We start from the raw sequence: 15,758 nt of genomic DNA on the forward strand, positions 1-15,758 counted from the left end.
TTTTTCTTACGATTTTTTCGGTTGAGCATTCTTTTTCTGAGCGACTACCGGAGTTCCCGGCTGTAATCTGTCGAAACCTGTTACAATGTACTCATCACCGGCTTTTAACCCCTTTGATACGATGAAATTATCTCCGGCTTTTCCTGTTATTTCCACCGGAAGCATGGCTGCTTTTCCTCCTTTGATAGCGAACACAAAGATCTTATCCTGAATGGTTCTGGTAGAAGCTATCGGAAGAAGAATCACATTGCTGTAAAACTGCTCCATCACGATCTTTCCGGTATTTCCGCTTCTCAAAAGGTTGTCCGGATTGGTGAATTTTGCTCTTAACGTAATAGAACCTGTGGTTTTGTTGAACTGCCCTTCCACCGCATCTATTTTTCCGGTCTGTGCATACTTTTCACCTCCTGAAAGCAATAGGGAAACGGCTGGAGTGTTTTTGATAATCTCATTGATCGTACTTCCTGACTGTTGCTTCTGGAAATTATTGAAATCATTTTCACTCATGCTGAAATAGGTATAAACTTCATGAATGTCGGACAAAAGCGTAATCGGTTCCTGATTGGAAGGAGTCATTAAACTTCCAAGACGGTAGTTGAATCTCCCGATAAAACCGCTGACCGGTGCTTTGATCGTAGAGAAATTAAGATTGATCTTTGCAGATTCAATGGCAGAAACCGACTGACTTACCGCGCCTCTCGCTGCATTATAAGCTGCTTCCGCTTCTTTTACCTGAATATCAGAAACCATTTTATTTCTTAATAATTCCTTTTTTCTGTCAAGGTCAATTTTAGAGGTGGAAAGATTCGCCTGTGCTGTGATCAGAGCTGCCTGAGCGCTTTTCATCTGCTCACGGAAGATCTGGTCTTCTATTTTGAAAAGCGGCTGCCCTGCTCTTACATAATCCCCTTCATCTACGAAGATCTTGCTTAAATATCCGGTAACCTGCGGTCTGATCTCCACGTTGGAGATTCCCTCCACTGATGCTGCATATTCTCTGGAAACAGAAGCGTCTCCCTGCTTCACCTTTTCTACCGGAAGTTCAGGGGCCTGCTGTTGAAAAGCCTGGTTTTGATTGTTTTTCCTGCACCCCGCCAAGACGATCAGCGAGAGGAAAAATATAGTTGATTTTTGGATAAAAAATCTCTGCATAACAATATTCCTTTTAAATTTACGGGGCAAAATTCGCCCTAAAAAAATTCAATCGAAATATTCAAAAAACTCCTTGTTTTGTCAAAAAGACTCCTTATTTATAAAAACATGAGAAATGTCATTAATTCCCCTTAATAGAATACATAAATAACATAATTCCATTTTTTGTATCAGAAAATCATGTTTATTTAGCAAAAAGACATCAATTTTAAATTTCAAAAACAAGTAAATAACTGATTATCAATACAAATCATCTTTTTTATATTCTAAGGGAGACTTTCCCACATGCTTTTTAAAGAACTTACTGAAAGATGCCTGATCTGAAAATTTCAGCTGCACCGCTACGTGATTGACATTAAGATTCGGATTCCTGAGAAGAAGCCTGGCTTCTACAGCTAATACCTGATGGATAATATCGCGGGGTGATTTAAACATGGTTTTATTGATCACCTTGGTCAGATATTTACGGCTGATGCAAAGTTTGTCTGCATAGAACTGCACATAATGTTCCTCCTTGAAATGTTCCCGTACCAGGGTGAAAAAACTCGTCGTCAGTTCATCCTCCCGGTGGGTAACCTGATGTGGTTTTTCAATTTTCTTAAAATAATTGTCAATTTCATAGATCACCAGGGAAAAGTGATGCCAGATCATTTCATTAAAGTAATAATCTTCCTTTTCTGCGTTGTTAAGAGCTTTCAGTTCATCAAGGTGGAAATTCATCCTTCTGTAAAGATCGGGCTCATTCCTGATAATGTGGGTCGGATCTGATGACAGGCTTTTCAGGACATCATTTGACTTATAATTAAATCCTGCATCCGAAATAAAGTCTAATGAAAAAAAGATATACTTTGCTTTATAGTCCTCAGAGATATGGTCTATCCAAAATATTTCCGAAAAGGGACAGAAAATAATATCCCCTTTTTCTACATCATAGCCTTTGTCATCCAGCCTGAAACGGATACTTCCCTCCTGCACCATAAAAATACAGAAATAGTCTGAGCGGTACGGCGTATTGAGCTTGATGAGATAATTCGCCTTATCAATTTCCATGACTACAAATTCTTTTACCCTGAGGTCAAACTCTACGTCCCGAAGAAGTTCTTCAAAAGTAAACAGGGATACAAATTCTGAGGAGGATGCTGGGGACTTTTTAGCCATGAAGGATGAATTAGATTACGAAATTAGGGTATTTGAGTGAAAGAGGCAAAATCAAAAAAGATTAAACGAATAGAGAAAACTCTTTGATTTTACAATTCAATGATCAACTCTTTTTCATACCCATTATATTTTTCATCGATATAGCCATGCGGGTTGCAGATCACCTCAGTTTTCCCAATGGTGTATCTGCATGGCGTATGAATATGCCCATGAATCCAGTACAGCGGCTGATGTTCTTGAATGAAATCTTCCATATCAGAAGCATAAGCAGCGGTCAAAGGATCTTTTTTATACTGTTCCGGGGCAGACCGTAAACTTGGTGCATGATGGGTAACGACAATATTTTTTAAGCCTATTGAATTTTCGAGACTTTCTTTTAACCAAAGCTTTGAAAACTGATGGATTTTAAAGGTATCAACAGTTCTCATTTTTGAATAGGAAGGATCCCGTCTGATCATTTTATAATCATTCATTTTAGGCTGACAGATCATTCCGTACTGTACGGGATTTCCGAAAATAGAAAAATCTGTCCAAAGCGTGGCTCCGTGAAAGCGAATACCGTCAATATCTGCAGCTTCATTTTCAAGAACAAAGACATTTGAACCTTCAGCGGCATGTTTTATTTTGTCTAAAGTTTTAGGATAGGAGCCTTTATAATATTCATGATTTCCCAGAACATAAACGACAGGCTTGTCCTTTATTTTTGACTTTATCCATTCAACTCCTTTGGTACCCAGATGAATATCGCCAGCCAATACGACAACGTCTGCCTGATCAAAAAATAAATCAGCCGATCCGAATTCCCGGTGAAGATCACTGATGATCTGTATTTTCATTCTGCTAAAATAAAAAGAACCGACAAAATAATGCCGATCCTTTTTCATGTAGTTTTGTATATTTTTAATAGAAACTTATCCTATCAGTACCTCTTTCGCTAAAAATTAAAAAGTAAATAAATTTTCAGAGCAATAATCAGTGACACCGTCATCTTTTTACTCTCCTCAAACAGACATGAATAATAATTTATTTGCACTAAATTATGGGGTGATAACTACTTTTGTTTATGACACCACGATTTCCGTTGGTCTGGTTTTTAAGCTTTTAACAATAAAATACAGCAGCATCCCAAGGGCCAGTAAAGCATATCCAACCAGGATCATCAAACTGAGATCTCCAACCGCATACTGTGAAGGAAAAATCTGGCTCATCAATGTCATAAACGACAATCCGATTCCGGCTCCCAGGAAATAACTGGTGGAAGTTAAACTGGAAGCCACTCCATAGTGTGAAGGCTCCACATCCTGAATTCCCATCACTGAAAGCGCCGTAAAACAAAAGGTCATTCCTATTCCTGAAATACAGGCCGCTCCCAGCAATACTACCGCCAGCGGATGCCCTGTGTAAACCGAAATGAGTAATGATAAAGCACCTGCCAGCATGAAACTCCATCCGAAAATACCCATCTGCGAAGAACTTAATCTTTTAGAAATATGAGGCAGTACAAACTTTGAAGCCAATGCCGACATGATACTGAAAGGCACAAGCAGAAGCCCTGCAGAAGCCGCACTGTGTCCCATATCTTTCTGAAGCATTAATGAAATAAGAAATAAGAATCCTATAAAAAACGCCCCCAAGGTGAAAAACACCATATTAGAAATCATCAGTGATCTATGTTTAAGCAATTGTAAATCGATTAATGGCTGAGAGACGGACTTTAATCTGATAAATACAGCGACTAAAAGCAAAACCGCAAGCACAAGAGATCCGATAATCATTAAAGGATTTTCTTTGATATGAACCAGTTCGTGGGTTCCGTATGTAAGGCTTAAAAGTCCCAAAACAAGCAGCATTCCGGAGATAAGATCCGTTTTCTGGCCGCTCTGTCTTTTTTCGTCCGCCGGAAGATATTGGTAAGCAAAAACTAAAGTAAGTAATAAAATGGGAACATTGATGAGAAATACCCAATGCCAGCTCAGATAAGTACTGATGATTCCTCCGACAGACAAACCGCTTCCGGAACCTATCGCTGCAAATGAACTGAAAATTCCAATCGCGTAGTTACGTTCCTGCTCTTCTCTGAATGTATTGGTCACAATAGATAAGGCAGAAGGCATAATGAAGGCAGCTCCCAACCCCTGAAGAGCCCGGAATACAGCTAATACTTCAAAACTCTGCGAAAGTCCTGCTCCCAATGAGGTCAGCATAAAAATCAAAGCTCCGATCAGGAAAATTTTCTTACGGCCGATCTGGTCTGAAAGTTTACCCCCGATGATCAGAAATCCCCCAAAAAACAATACATAAAGGGTTTGCAGCCACTGTACGGTCTCTGCTCCGATATGGAACTGCTCCTGAATAGAAGGAATCGTTAGATTAATAATGGCAATATCCAAAGCCTCTACAAAAGTTCCTACCGATGCTAATATTAATATTAAATTTTTCCTTGTACTCATAGATTCAAATTTCCTGCAAAATTAATTTTAAAAGAACATATGTAAAAATTATATAGTAAATTTGGAACGAATTAAGTATTTAAGCTATAAAAAAAAGAACAAATACACTTCTACATTCCATAACAAGCCTAAAAACAGAACAAATGACTGCAGAGCATTATACTCCGGATGAGAAAGACCTTTCTATCCTTCGTCTCCTACAGAAGGACGCCAAAATGAGTGTTCGTGATATTTCAGCAAGGATCAATTTAAGTCCTACTCCCACTCATGAACGGATCAAGCGGATGGAAAAACAGGGAATTATCAAAGAATACACCGCTGTTGTAGACCGAAAAAAAGTGAACAAAGGCATGATGGTGATTTGTATGATCGCCCTGAATGTCCACAATAAAAAAACTGCTGGAAAATTTATTGAAGAGGTTGGAAAATTGAAAGAAGTGGTAGAGTTTTATAATATCAGTGGTGACTTCGATTTTATGCTTAAGATCCTGGCTCCGAATATGGATGATTTCCACGAGTTCTTCATCAATAAGCTCTCTGAAATCGAGGGAATCGGGCAGACTAAAAGCATTTTCGTGATGAACAGTATTAAGGAAAGTGCGCAGATTTTGTAGGAGTTTGAAGCGGGAAGCGAGAAGATGGGCGAGGGAAGTTACTTTCAGTCTGTAAATGGATTTCTGGTCTTTTTAAGATCCCTTGTCAAGGTTTTGAACCTTGACAAGGGTTTTTACCGAATTCAGATTAACTTGATGAAACTTTAAATTCAATGAAAACGGGATTCATTATTCTTTCTTCTTTCAGTAACTCCCATCCTCCCGCTTCCTTTCTTTTAAGAATCTTTTAATATTTGAAATTCTTTGTTCTATTCAGTAATTGCTAAATTGAAGTCCATTTAAAATTACTGACTATGCCCTGGAATCCTGACGTTTATAATCAATTTAAAAATATCCGTTTCAAGCCGTTTTATGATCTTGCAGAGCTGATCACTGATGAAAAAGAGATGAAAGCGGTAGATCTTGGTTGCGGAACAGGCGAACAGACGGCCATCCTAACTGAAAAGTTCCGGAGCACCATTTTTACAGGAATCGATTCTTCTCCAGAAATGCTTAAAAAATCAAAGGGACTGGAAAATGAGCGTCTCCATTTCAAAATGGCAACCACAGAAGCCATGCTGGATGCTGATGAAAACTGGGATCTTATTTTCAGCAATGCAGCCCTGCAGTGGTCTGATGACCATCAGAACCTGTTTCCGAAACTTATTTCCAAATTGAATACCGGAGGTCAACTGGCGGTACAGATGCCTTATCAGCCGGGCAATACACTTAATAACCTCCTTTTTGAACTGGCCAATGAGGAGCCTTTCCAAACTGATCTTAACGGCTGGAACCGACCTTCTGCGGTGTTGGCAATCGATGAATATGCTCAGATTTTATTTAACAGCGGCCTTGAGGATCTGAACTTATCACAGAAAGTTTATCCCATCATTGCGGAAGATCACGAAACTTTATTCAATTTTATCTCCGGATCGGCTTTGATTCCTTATCTGGAAAAACTTACTGAGGAACAACAGGTATCTTTTACAATTGAGTTTAAACAACGTATTGCAAAGAATTTTACTAAGCTTCCTGCTATGTATGCCTTCAAAAGAATTTTATTATACGGAAGAAAGAAATAAAAAAGCCCTGCTTATGATGAAGGCAGGGCTTTTTAAACCGTTTCTACAACGTTATTATTTCCAATAATTCCAGAAGGTTCCATCAAAAACAGCGAAAGTTTTGCTAGCCGTGTCATAACAGATCATTCCGGGATAGGGATTTTTTACATTGAGATGCGGTGAAGATATTTTAGGCAGAATCATAGCCTTATCCGGCGACTCCAAAACGAGTATACCGTCTGCACTACCAGCCTGAGTACCCATCACTACTCCGTTGCCAGTTTCATCTGAAGTGTTGGCTACAATCGCTGACCCGTTTCCTATATCACTCAGGGCTTTCCAGGTATTGTTTTCGTAGACTTTCACTTGATCATCGAAGGTATCAAAAATAAAGGTTCCGTTTGCGGGACTACCTGCCGGAATTCCCTGTGTGGCTGGCAGAATAAGCCCCTTTGTATTGGCTGCAGTATTATTAAAATCCAATAGGGTACTGTTTCCATCAACGGTTTCTTTCCCTATAGCAACCTGAGCATAGATTGAATTAAAAATAAACAATACCGCCACTGTGGATATATTTTTTATATGTTTCATAGTATTGAGAAAATCGGGGTTAATCATTACAGCTTCTTTCGATACATTTCCAGCCGGTTCCGTTGTAGAGCTTCACACAACGGTCCTGGATATCATACACAAGCATTCCTTCTCTGGGATCCGCAACAGCATCTCCAGGCTGAGGGGTTGAGCTTACATGCTGCACTCTGGTTATCACCAATCCTTTTGTCTTTGATTCAAGGGCGAGGAATCCGTTCGGAATATTTTCAGGCCATTCATTGCTTTTCTTCTGTATAGTGATTCCCATTTTGGTATAGCCGTCGGGTTTGCCTGTAACCCCTGGTTTGGTACAATATTCATCTAATTCATGAACGACCTCATCAGCAAAGCCACAGACCATTTTATCGTCTGGAAGTCCTGCAGGCCATAGGGCGGGACACATCGCCTGAGTTGCATTTGGCCCGCAAAAGCTGGCATTTCCGGGAGCTAACCCGGTTACCGTATCCATCGCAATGGCGACGATCTGACGGTCATTACTAAGGATGGAAGTCCCTCCTCCGCTCACCTGTGCCTTGGCAATACAATAAGCCTTTCCCAAAGGAGCTCCCACATAGTTGATGAAAGGGTAAGTAATGGATTGCTGACTGAACGTTCCGCATATTTCGACAACACTGTACGTTCCCATATCAATAGTTGACATTGCTCCGGGAAATGTTCCCATAAATGAAGGATCTCCCTGAGAGACTGATCCTGTAAGGGAAAGGTATGCTTTTGTTCCCAACTTTACTTTTGAGTTTTTCTGACTTCCGAAAACTCCGATAATGATGGATCCCTCAGATTTTACACTTCCCTTATCACCGATCTCCAGACTACCGTTCACGGTTATGCCTTTTACAATAAGCGCTCCACCCGGTCGGATCATCAACAGAGCATCCTGTGGAATGGTGATGTCATTAGCTAAAGTGAGATTTCCTGTAAGACAATAGGTCTGGCCGGGATTCATTGCCTGGCCGGTATATGCTGTACATTGTGCGTTCGTAAGACCGTAAAAAAGAGCCATTAACAAGAAAATGAATTTCTCATTAATGGCGCAAAAATTTAAATTATTCATATGACTTTATAATAAATTAATATTTTTTAAACATTCTAAGAACTAAAATATGATTATTTAAAATAGGTCCTTTCGAACAATTTGCATACCAAAATTGTATTCAAGGGCACTGTACGGCCTTGAGTTATTGGAATTAAACATGCTTAATCAGCACAAGGGCAGGAATTTAAACGCTTGTTTAAAAATTTAAAATATTTTTTTTCAAGATTGGTGATTTGTAAATCTGCTCATCATTTTATATTGCATTTATTATCAAAAAAAACAGGCTTTTTTGTGATGTACTTTTATATGTGAAGTTTTCTTTTTTTCTGTAGTATAAAAATCGAAGAAACGAAAGAGATTTTAGAACATTGCTTTCAGGAGAGTATTGATCATAATGAAAAAAACTGCCGTATTGAACGGGCTTTTCAAATCATTAGATTTTACAAATAAACAGTATAGATATTAATTATAATGTAAATTATTCCTTTTATCATTGAATTTAAACCAATATCTATCCATTTAAAATCACTTTATCGTGACAAATTAACATTTTCGATGATAATATTTCATACTTTAGTGATAACTAAAAACCATCAAAATTCAAAATTTATGAAAACATCACTATTATCCATGAAAAATGGTCTGACTACCGCTATGGTATTGTTAACAGGAATTGCCAGCGCCCAACAGTGGCAAGTTACAGGAAATGCGGGAATCACTAACGCTAATTACGCGGGTACTGTAGATCCAAGGCCTTTTTATCTGAGAACCAATGGGGCTTCTTCCAATCCGGGACAGGCGATTCTCAATGAGGCAGGTTCATTTATTGTAGACGCCGTCAACAATTCCAATGTGGCAAAAGTAAAGGGAAGCATCGTTAACGGTATTTCCAATATTCTTGGTGCGCAGGCGAGCAGTTCTCTTGTGAGCGGCTGGGAAAATGACCTGAGCAATGGCGGAGGGGCGAATATTATTGGCGGACAGGCTAATGTAGTTTTGAATAATGCCGGAAAATCCGTGGCATTAGGCTGGAAAAATATTATCCGAAATTCGAACCAGTTTGCCTTAGGGGTAGGAATTGATCTTAAAGATGTGTATTCGGGAGGATTCGGAATTGACCTGGCTGCGACGGGAAACCGTTCTTTTGTGATCGGATCAGGAACGGGAGGAGTAAAACTGACGAATAATATTCCGCTATCAATCATGTTTGGTCTGTCTACCACCTCAACGATGCTGATCAAGGATAAAAGTGTAGGAATTCTTACGCTCTCTCCTACTGCCAATTTTCATACGGTAGGAACGGTACGGTTTGAAAATTTGCCTTCAGGGAGCGGAAATGCCCTTGTAATGGATGCAAGTGGAAATGTCATGGTGTCTACTACCCCACTCAGCAGAATGGCTGGTGCTTCAGATGCAACGGTACAACAGCTGGAAGACCGTATTAAAAATCTTGAAAACACGGTAGAGGAACTTAAGCAATTGTTGCTGAACAAAGGGACTTCAACTTCACTTACAGGTTCTTCAGATATTGCCCAGCTTTCTCAAAATGTTCCCAATCCTACCCAAAACGGAACGCGCATCGGCTATTATCTGCCACACCATGCAAAATCAGCTTCGATCGAAGTTTATAACCTATCGGGTCAGCTGGTAAGAACGCTTCCACTTCGGGATAAAGGAAATGGCTCGATCATTCTTTCCAGTTCAGACCTTCCATCTGGTACCTATATTTATAAAATGACCACAGACGGAAAAGTAACGGGTTCCAAAAAGATGGTGATCCGGGATTAGATTCTTGATATATTATTTTCAAAAGAATGGCTGAAGGATTTCTCTTTCAGCCGTTTTTTATAATTCAGATCCATCACAATTGTGGTAGATTCTTTATTTCTACACTTGAGTTCTTCTTTTATAATTAACCAAAAGATAAATTAAAAAACCAATCAGCCAGGCTCCGACGACAACGCCCATAAAGATGATCCGAATCGATGGATGAAGGTAATTGGGCTGATAAAATAAGCGCTCCAGCGTTGTGAGTTTTTCGGAAAGTGCCTTTCTGTCAAAATAATTTTTGATTCCACCATTCAACAGTTCATTATTGTGGTCTTTATAATAGAAAACGTCTTTGGCCAGCTCTTTAGGAACGATTTGAGTTTCTATCTTATATTTTTTTAATAAGGTATCCAGCTTCTGAAAATTGGAAATCAACGAATCCTGCTTGTATTTGTAAAGCAATTTGTATCGTTTTACTGCGGCATCCCATTGCTGCTTCTCTTTCGGAATTCCTTTGACAGGTTTATACAATGTATTATTTTGAATAAATATGCAAATATCTTCATCATATTCGGGATTGACCTCCTGGCCTTTATAAATAATCTGGGTACTGTCTTTTATAACAGTCTTCTTAATGATTCGCTGCAGGAGTTCTTCTTTACCAAAACCAAGAGGGTCCAAAACTGAACTCGTAGCAGCAGAAATTTTATTTAAATCAGCAGTGAGCATTTTCAAAGTATCAATGCTGTAATATTTAGATTCCACACTGTAATACTGATCAACAATCAAAGTACTGTCCACAACCTCAATCACAGGATAGGGTTTCGGATAAAGAATATTTACCGGATTAAAGAGTTTCTCCGAACTGTAAGAAGTATCATTGTATAAAAACGGGTTTAAAACATTCAGCAGGGTTTTGTCCTCATTGAATTTTGCCTCGGACAGCTCCGATTTTAATTTTGCATTCAAGCCAAAACTATAACTTACAAAAAATGTAAAACTGAAAAAAGAAATCAGGAGCAATACTCCACCAATTTTCAGCAAATCAGGAAAAGAATAATTTTGTTTCGAATGATTTTTCAATAAAAATATCAGAAAGAAAAGTAAAAACAATCCACTTATAAAAACGTGGGAAATGGAGACATCGTCATAAAACTTAAACCTGTAGAATTCAGTATAAATGTTGATATTCCCTATTCCCTCAAATTTAAAATAGCCATATAAAAAATAGCCCAGATGAATGAACAATAGTACTCCAAATGATTTTGCAAAGAATTGCTTTAATTTTTTATCCATATTTTATTTTGAGATGTGATTCTCAAATATAAATAATCCATTGCAATGAACACTATAAATGAAAATTATAAATCAAGATAATTTAAAACATAAAATGACATCACATCATTACCCCTCCATTTTTACTGTGTCTTCCTTCAGAATAAAACAAAGTTTGCCGGATTTAATTTAGGCTCCTTTTCTCACATCAATTTATGCATCATTGATGGCATAATTATACAAAAGTTCAGCAATATCTTTATCTGCCAGATCCAGGTGATCCGACTTTTTGATTTCTTCAAGCACATTGATAAAATAGGGAAAACCGAATAAGCTGTAATATCTTATTCCATCTTTAACAAACTCAAGGCTGCCTTCTGTGGTTTCAATTTCAAAAAATGCTAAGGTATTGTTTAGCTCTAAGGGCTGTTCCATATAGATTTCAACAGCTTCAGACTCCTGATCTAATAACTGATCCTGGCAAAAATCTTTATAAGAACCTCCGCTTCGGAAGTAATTGATTAATTCTGATAAATTCATATTGTTTTGTACGGCCTTGAAAATGGATTTATTTTTATTCATCACCTCATCAGTGTATGAATACTAAAATCAACCGTGACGGCAAATTTACCGAAAATTAGTAAAACAGTTCCTGAGTTCTTCTTTCAATATCAGCATCTTCAAAATCCATAGTATGATAAAAACAAATATTTCAATAGAAATATTTAAATACCAACAAGCTAAAGACGTATTAATTTAAATAGAAAAATCACTAAACAGTTAAATATTTTTATATATTTAAAAAATATTTCCCTTATTAATGAAATTTAATTTTAACAGATTGGCGGAATACTTTACATTTAATCCATAATATAACCATGAAGCTATGAAGAATATTCTACTAGCTATTTCTCTTATAGGAATTTTATCTTCATGCAAAGATAACGACACTGATTCTCCAACCCTTCCACAGGCTACACAAACGGGTGCTAATACCGGCGGCGCCATAGTCAATGGCAAAATATGGGTATCTAAAACAGAACAGTCTACCGTTGCGGCATTGGGAAATAATACGACCTATGAACTCGTGAACAATGAATATTCTCTCAAAATACATTTACGAAATGCTGACAATCCATCAGGAAATACCATTCAGATCCTGCTGGTAAGTCATCAGGACTTCGGTATCGGGGACTATCCATTATCTGAAAATGATCAGGGGCTGTATTATAATTCTTCCAAAATCTATTCTACCAATCACGAAAACATGGGAACGTTAACCATCACCAAATTTGATAAAGCCAATCAAATCATTTCAGGAACATTCAGCTTTAAAGCCCAATACTATTACGACGGAGATACAGTAACCATTACTGATGGCCGTTTCGACAGAAAATATCAATAATTTTTTTCAACTAATACCATTATGAAAACAAAATTTCTTCTTTTTATTCTATCCTTTTCAGGATTTATTGGCTATGGCCAGAATAAGAAAATCATTGTCAGGGACATCCAGGAAAACACCCTGCAGTCTGTTTTTGCCAATCTGGAAAAGGACAGAATACCCAACGGCCTACTGCTAGATGCAGCCATTGAATTCGCCAATCTCAAGAAATATGATGGCACAATGCCAGACAGCTCCTATACGAGCTCGAAATTGGTGGCAGATATATACAATACCATTCTGATGAGCCGTCTTTCCGCTAACGCTGCCATTACTCAGACTTCCAACAACCTTGTTTCGCAATGGAAATCTGAACAGCAAAGAGATATTATTCCTCTTGGAGGCGTTTTCTACAAGTACAGCCAGTTTTCGCAGACTACCCAGCAGAATGCTCAAAATACAGGAGATCCGGGTACTTTAACGGTTACTAATGGAGCTGTACAGGATAAATATGTGAACGGAGTATGGCAAAACCCATATGAAGAAAAGTATGTGCTTGCACTTTCGCCTTCTGTTTCTTCTCATAATAAACTTAATTTTAAGATCAAGCTTCCGGACAATCTGTTTCTCAGCAACCAGACTTCACAGATCCAGAAAATAGAGTATAAACTCAGCGACCAGCTTCCTTATCAGCTACTGCCCTACAATCAATTGATTGACGTTAGCTATGCTGCCCTGGGAACTTATCACTGGACCTTCAAACTTACGCTCAATTCCGGGGAAGTATTGTATACCCATACTCAATTTACCGTAAACGGTGATATGGGAAAATATGTAGATACGGCCATGGAAGCGAAAAATACGACACTCAATGCGTATACCAAGAATGTTATTATTAACGGAGCCAACAGAGCTACGATGTATATAAAGCTTGCACCAGGGCACACCCAAATCACCAAACCTCTTATTGTAGCAGAAGGTTTTGATATGGGCGCTATCGTTGCTCCCACACAGGAAGCTGGACTGACTAATATTGATTCTTTTATTTCAAGCCTTTGGGGAGGGTCATCTTCACTGTATTTTGATATTAACAACGGTTATGATATTATCTATGTGGACTGGAATAACGGGGTAGACTATATCCAGAATAATGCAGCCCTTTTTTCAAAAGCCATTCAATGGGTGAATGCCAATAAAGTAGGAATGGAGCGCAACGTTGTGATCGGACAAAGTATGGGCGGTCTTGTTGCCCGATATGCACTGAAAGATATGGAGCTCCAGGGAATACCTCATGTTACGAAGCTTTTCATTTCGGATGACAGTCCGCATCTGGGGGCTAATATTCCACTAGGAATGCAGTATATGCTGAATAATGTAGCACGAACTTATATTAAAACGCCATTAGTAGCCGGAATCGGAGAATTTATTGTTCCGATGTTCAATCAGGGAATCTCAATTAATGACATTCTTACTTTGACGGATACGCCTGCTGCAAGACAGATGCTTATTAATTATGCTGATAGCAATTACCAAATTAATAACACTATTCATGACAACTGGCAGAATGAACTTAAGCTTAAAGGTTATCCTCAGCTGACGAGAAATGTTGCCATATCGAACGGAAGTGAGTGCGGAACAGACCAGACTCTTTCGAATTTACTTCGTCTTTATAAGGAAACCAACAATCAGCATTTATTCTCTGATATCATTGGAGCATTGGTGGGGGTAGCTACCAACCGTCTGGATATGATTTTACTGGCGTCTGTTCCGGGAAGTTCAAAATATGTATTTGATTTCACAGTGCGTCCTATGACCCAGCTGAATGCAAGCACCCAGTTATACAACGGAAGCATTAAATACAAAAAGAAAGTTCTATGGCTGATCAATGCGCAGGTAACCTTACTTGGAGGAAGCAGAACCCAGCCGGGAGGTATTCTTCCGATGGATAAATACGGAGGCGGTAAGTTTAAACTGGCACAAAATCAACTTCCGTCATTTGTGACAGACAATCTTACAACCACTCCATTCAGCTTTATCCCTACGCCAAGTGCATTGGATTACAAATCAGGGAATACGGTTTTAACGGAAGCTGATTATCAAAGACCTTTTTCTCCAACAGATGATGCCGCAAATGTTCCTTTTGCTAATTTTGTGGCAGAAAAAGTAGATGCCAATCAGGAACATATTACCTTCAGTGCAAGAAACGGACAGTTTATCCTGAACCAGCTTTCTACTGATACGAATGTACAGAATCAGAAAATCAGTACTTCTTACCTGTGCGGAACCAAAATCAAGATCGGAGGAGATGCAGCCTCTTGTGGAAATACTGCTCTTACGTATACTACCGGTTTTGCGCCATCGATCACATGGTCTGTTGTTAATGGAGCTGGTCTTATCGACATTAACGGACCTACGAATCTGCCTCAGATTACTTTCACGCCAAAACCTTATGCTAATGGAAATGTAAAGCTTCAGGCAGCGCTTTCCGGAGACGGTGCCAGCAACAGTGTCACTAAAGATGTATGGATAGGAGCACCGATGGTTTATATGCAAAATTACTGTACGGATGCCAGCCAGACGATGTGCTATTTACAGGGCATTACGACTTCTTTCCCGGTAGGTTCTACGATATCCCTAAGTCTTGCTGCATTAGGTTTGGATGGTACAGATAACTCAGGAAATACCTGGGAATGGGAAAAAGTAATGGGTAACTTCAAGTTTGTCAATTCTCCTTATGTTGCGGATGCTCAAAACAACGGAAGCATCAGTAAAGGTAAGGTAGCGAATATCCAATCGACAGGGACCAACAGTACGATTTCGTTCAAAGGAAGAGCTAAAAGTGCCTGCGGATGGGGACCATGGAAATGGTTCTACTGGAATATATCTTATTCCAAAATGGCTCAGGTACAGAATTTATTTACGATTTCACCGAATCCTACAGACGATATCATCAATATTTCACTGCTTGATTCAGGGAATACGTCTGACATCACAACAGACATTCAGGCAGAATTGTACAACAATACCGGAAACAAAACGGGAAGCATTAAATTAAATAACTTCCGTGGCACCATGTCAGCATCAGCATTGCTACCTGGCGTGTATACTTTAAAAATAATGTATAATGGCAAATCAGAAAGCCATCAGATTATAAAGAAGTAAATTGTTTTTTTAATAGGAATGGCAGCCTTTCGGGCTGCCATTTTTTTATCATAATTCCTTACCTCTTATTACAAAAAACAGCTGAAAGACAGATCTTCCAGCTGTTTT

General features: G+C 38.7%; 13 protein-coding genes. 5 read left to right on the forward strand and 8 right to left on the reverse strand.

Annotation, left to right across the window (positions count from 1 at the left end; all coding sequences use genetic code 11):
* Positions 1-6: 6 nt before the first annotated feature.
* From BW964_RS04240 to BW964_RS04255, 4 genes are all read right to left on the reverse strand, one after another.
* On the reverse strand, positions 7-1,152 hold the full coding sequence (locus tag BW964_RS04240; protein ID WP_076504973.1) for an efflux RND transporter periplasmic adaptor subunit: 1,146 nt from the start codon (positions 1,150-1,152) through the stop codon (positions 7-9).
* 240 nt (positions 1,153-1,392) lie between these two features.
* Positions 1,393-2,310, reverse strand: a complete 918-nt coding sequence (locus BW964_RS04245) for a helix-turn-helix domain-containing protein (RefSeq protein ID WP_076504975.1) — start codon at positions 2,308-2,310, stop codon at positions 1,393-1,395.
* Between the two features lie 89 nt (positions 2,311-2,399).
* Complete coding sequence (locus tag BW964_RS04250) at positions 2,400-3,194, reverse strand: metallophosphoesterase (protein WP_228431921.1); 795 nt, start codon at positions 3,192-3,194, stop codon at positions 2,400-2,402.
* Positions 3,195-3,371: 177 nt separating this feature from the next.
* Positions 3,372-4,760, reverse strand: a complete 1,389-nt coding sequence (locus BW964_RS04255; protein ID WP_076504979.1) for an MFS transporter — start codon at positions 4,758-4,760, stop codon at positions 3,372-3,374.
* 143 nt (positions 4,761-4,903) lie between these two features.
* On the opposite strand from BW964_RS04255, the gene BW964_RS04260 reads away from it, so the two are divergent.
* Together BW964_RS04260 and BW964_RS04265 are read left to right on the forward strand one after the other, a co-directional pair.
* On the forward strand, positions 4,904-5,374 hold the full coding sequence (locus tag BW964_RS04260) for an Lrp/AsnC family transcriptional regulator (protein WP_076504980.1): 471 nt from the start codon (positions 4,904-4,906) through the stop codon (positions 5,372-5,374).
* A 293-nt stretch (positions 5,375-5,667) separates the two neighbouring features.
* Positions 5,668-6,435: a methyltransferase domain-containing protein gene (locus BW964_RS04265; RefSeq protein WP_076504981.1), complete on the forward strand. Its 768-nt coding sequence runs from the start codon at positions 5,668-5,670 to the stop codon at positions 6,433-6,435.
* 54 nt (positions 6,436-6,489) lie between these two features.
* Here BW964_RS04265 and BW964_RS04270 read toward each other — a convergent pair whose 3' ends face one another.
* Both BW964_RS04270 and BW964_RS04275 read right to left on the reverse strand, forming a co-directional pair.
* Positions 6,490-7,005, reverse strand: coding sequence for a hypothetical protein (locus BW964_RS04270; protein WP_228431919.1), 516 nt, complete (start codon positions 7,003-7,005; stop codon positions 6,490-6,492).
* Positions 7,006-7,024: 19 nt separating this feature from the next.
* Complete coding sequence (locus BW964_RS04275; RefSeq protein WP_123911915.1) at positions 7,025-8,077, reverse strand: hypothetical protein; 1,053 nt, start codon at positions 8,075-8,077, stop codon at positions 7,025-7,027.
* 591 nt (positions 8,078-8,668) lie between these two features.
* Between BW964_RS04275 and BW964_RS04280 the strand changes: the two genes are divergently transcribed.
* Positions 8,669-9,847 (forward strand): T9SS type A sorting domain-containing protein, encoded by a 1,179-nt coding sequence (locus tag BW964_RS04280; RefSeq protein ID WP_165789157.1) that lies wholly within the window; start codon positions 8,669-8,671, stop codon positions 9,845-9,847.
* Between the two features lie 99 nt (positions 9,848-9,946).
* Here the strand turns inward: BW964_RS04280 and BW964_RS04285 are convergent, their stop codons facing one another.
* Entirely contained in the window at positions 9,947-11,125 is a 1,179-nt protein-coding gene (locus tag BW964_RS04285; protein ID WP_076504985.1) for a hypothetical protein, read from the reverse strand.
* Positions 11,126-11,317: 192 nt separating this feature from the next.
* The gene (locus BW964_RS04290; RefSeq protein ID WP_076505462.1) at positions 11,318-11,644 is read right to left on the reverse strand and encodes a hypothetical protein; all 327 of its coding nucleotides are present in this window, start codon (positions 11,642-11,644) and stop codon (positions 11,318-11,320) included.
* A gap of 346 nt (positions 11,645-11,990) precedes the next feature.
* Here BW964_RS04290 and BW964_RS04295 point away from each other — a divergent pair, with 346 nt between their 5' ends.
* Entirely contained in the window at positions 11,991-12,509 is a 519-nt protein-coding gene (locus BW964_RS04295; RefSeq protein WP_076504986.1) for a Riean_0653 family protein, read from the forward strand.
* Positions 12,510-12,530: 21 nt separating this feature from the next.
* Positions 12,531-15,650, forward strand: coding sequence for a T9SS type A sorting domain-containing protein (locus BW964_RS04300; RefSeq protein ID WP_076504987.1), 3,120 nt, complete (start codon positions 12,531-12,533; stop codon positions 15,648-15,650).
* Positions 15,651-15,758 lie beyond the last annotated feature (108 nt).

The sequence above is a fragment of the Chryseobacterium shigense genome (assembly GCF_900156575.1).
Taxonomy (GTDB): domain Bacteria; phylum Bacteroidota; class Bacteroidia; order Flavobacteriales; family Weeksellaceae; genus Chryseobacterium; species Chryseobacterium shigense.

Coding starts and splice junctions, on each gene's coding strand:
- BW964_RS04280 (WP_165789157.1), top strand. CDS start 8,669: ATGAAAACATCACTATTATCCATGAAAAATGGTCTGACTACCGCTATG.
- BW964_RS04285 (WP_076504985.1), bottom strand. CDS start 11,125: ATGGATAAAAAATTAAAGCAATTCTTTGCAAAATCATTTGGAGTACTA.
- BW964_RS04290 (WP_076505462.1), bottom strand. CDS start 11,644: ATGAATTTATCAGAATTAATCAATTACTTCCGAAGCGGAGGTTCTTAT.
- BW964_RS04245 (WP_076504975.1), bottom strand. CDS start 2,310: ATGGCTAAAAAGTCCCCAGCATCCTCCTCAGAATTTGTATCCCTGTTT.
- BW964_RS04275 (WP_123911915.1), bottom strand. CDS start 8,077: ATGAATAATTTAAATTTTTGCGCCATTAATGAGAAATTCATTTTCTTG.
- BW964_RS04240 (WP_076504973.1), bottom strand. CDS start 1,152: ATGCAGAGATTTTTTATCCAAAAATCAACTATATTTTTCCTCTCGCTG.
- BW964_RS04295 (WP_076504986.1), top strand. CDS start 11,991: ATGAAGAATATTCTACTAGCTATTTCTCTTATAGGAATTTTATCTTCA.
- BW964_RS04270 (WP_228431919.1), bottom strand. CDS start 7,005: ATGAAACATATAAAAAATATATCCACAGTGGCGGTATTGTTTATTTTT.
- BW964_RS04255 (WP_076504979.1), bottom strand. CDS start 4,760: ATGAGTACAAGGAAAAATTTAATATTAATATTAGCATCGGTAGGAACT.
- BW964_RS04250 (WP_228431921.1), bottom strand. CDS start 3,194: ATGAAAAAGGATCGGCATTATTTTGTCGGTTCTTTTTATTTTAGCAGA.
- BW964_RS04260 (WP_076504980.1), top strand. CDS start 4,904: ATGACTGCAGAGCATTATACTCCGGATGAGAAAGACCTTTCTATCCTT.
- BW964_RS04300 (WP_076504987.1), top strand. CDS start 12,531: ATGAAAACAAAATTTCTTCTTTTTATTCTATCCTTTTCAGGATTTATT.
- BW964_RS04265 (WP_076504981.1), top strand. CDS start 5,668: ATGCCCTGGAATCCTGACGTTTATAATCAATTTAAAAATATCCGTTTC.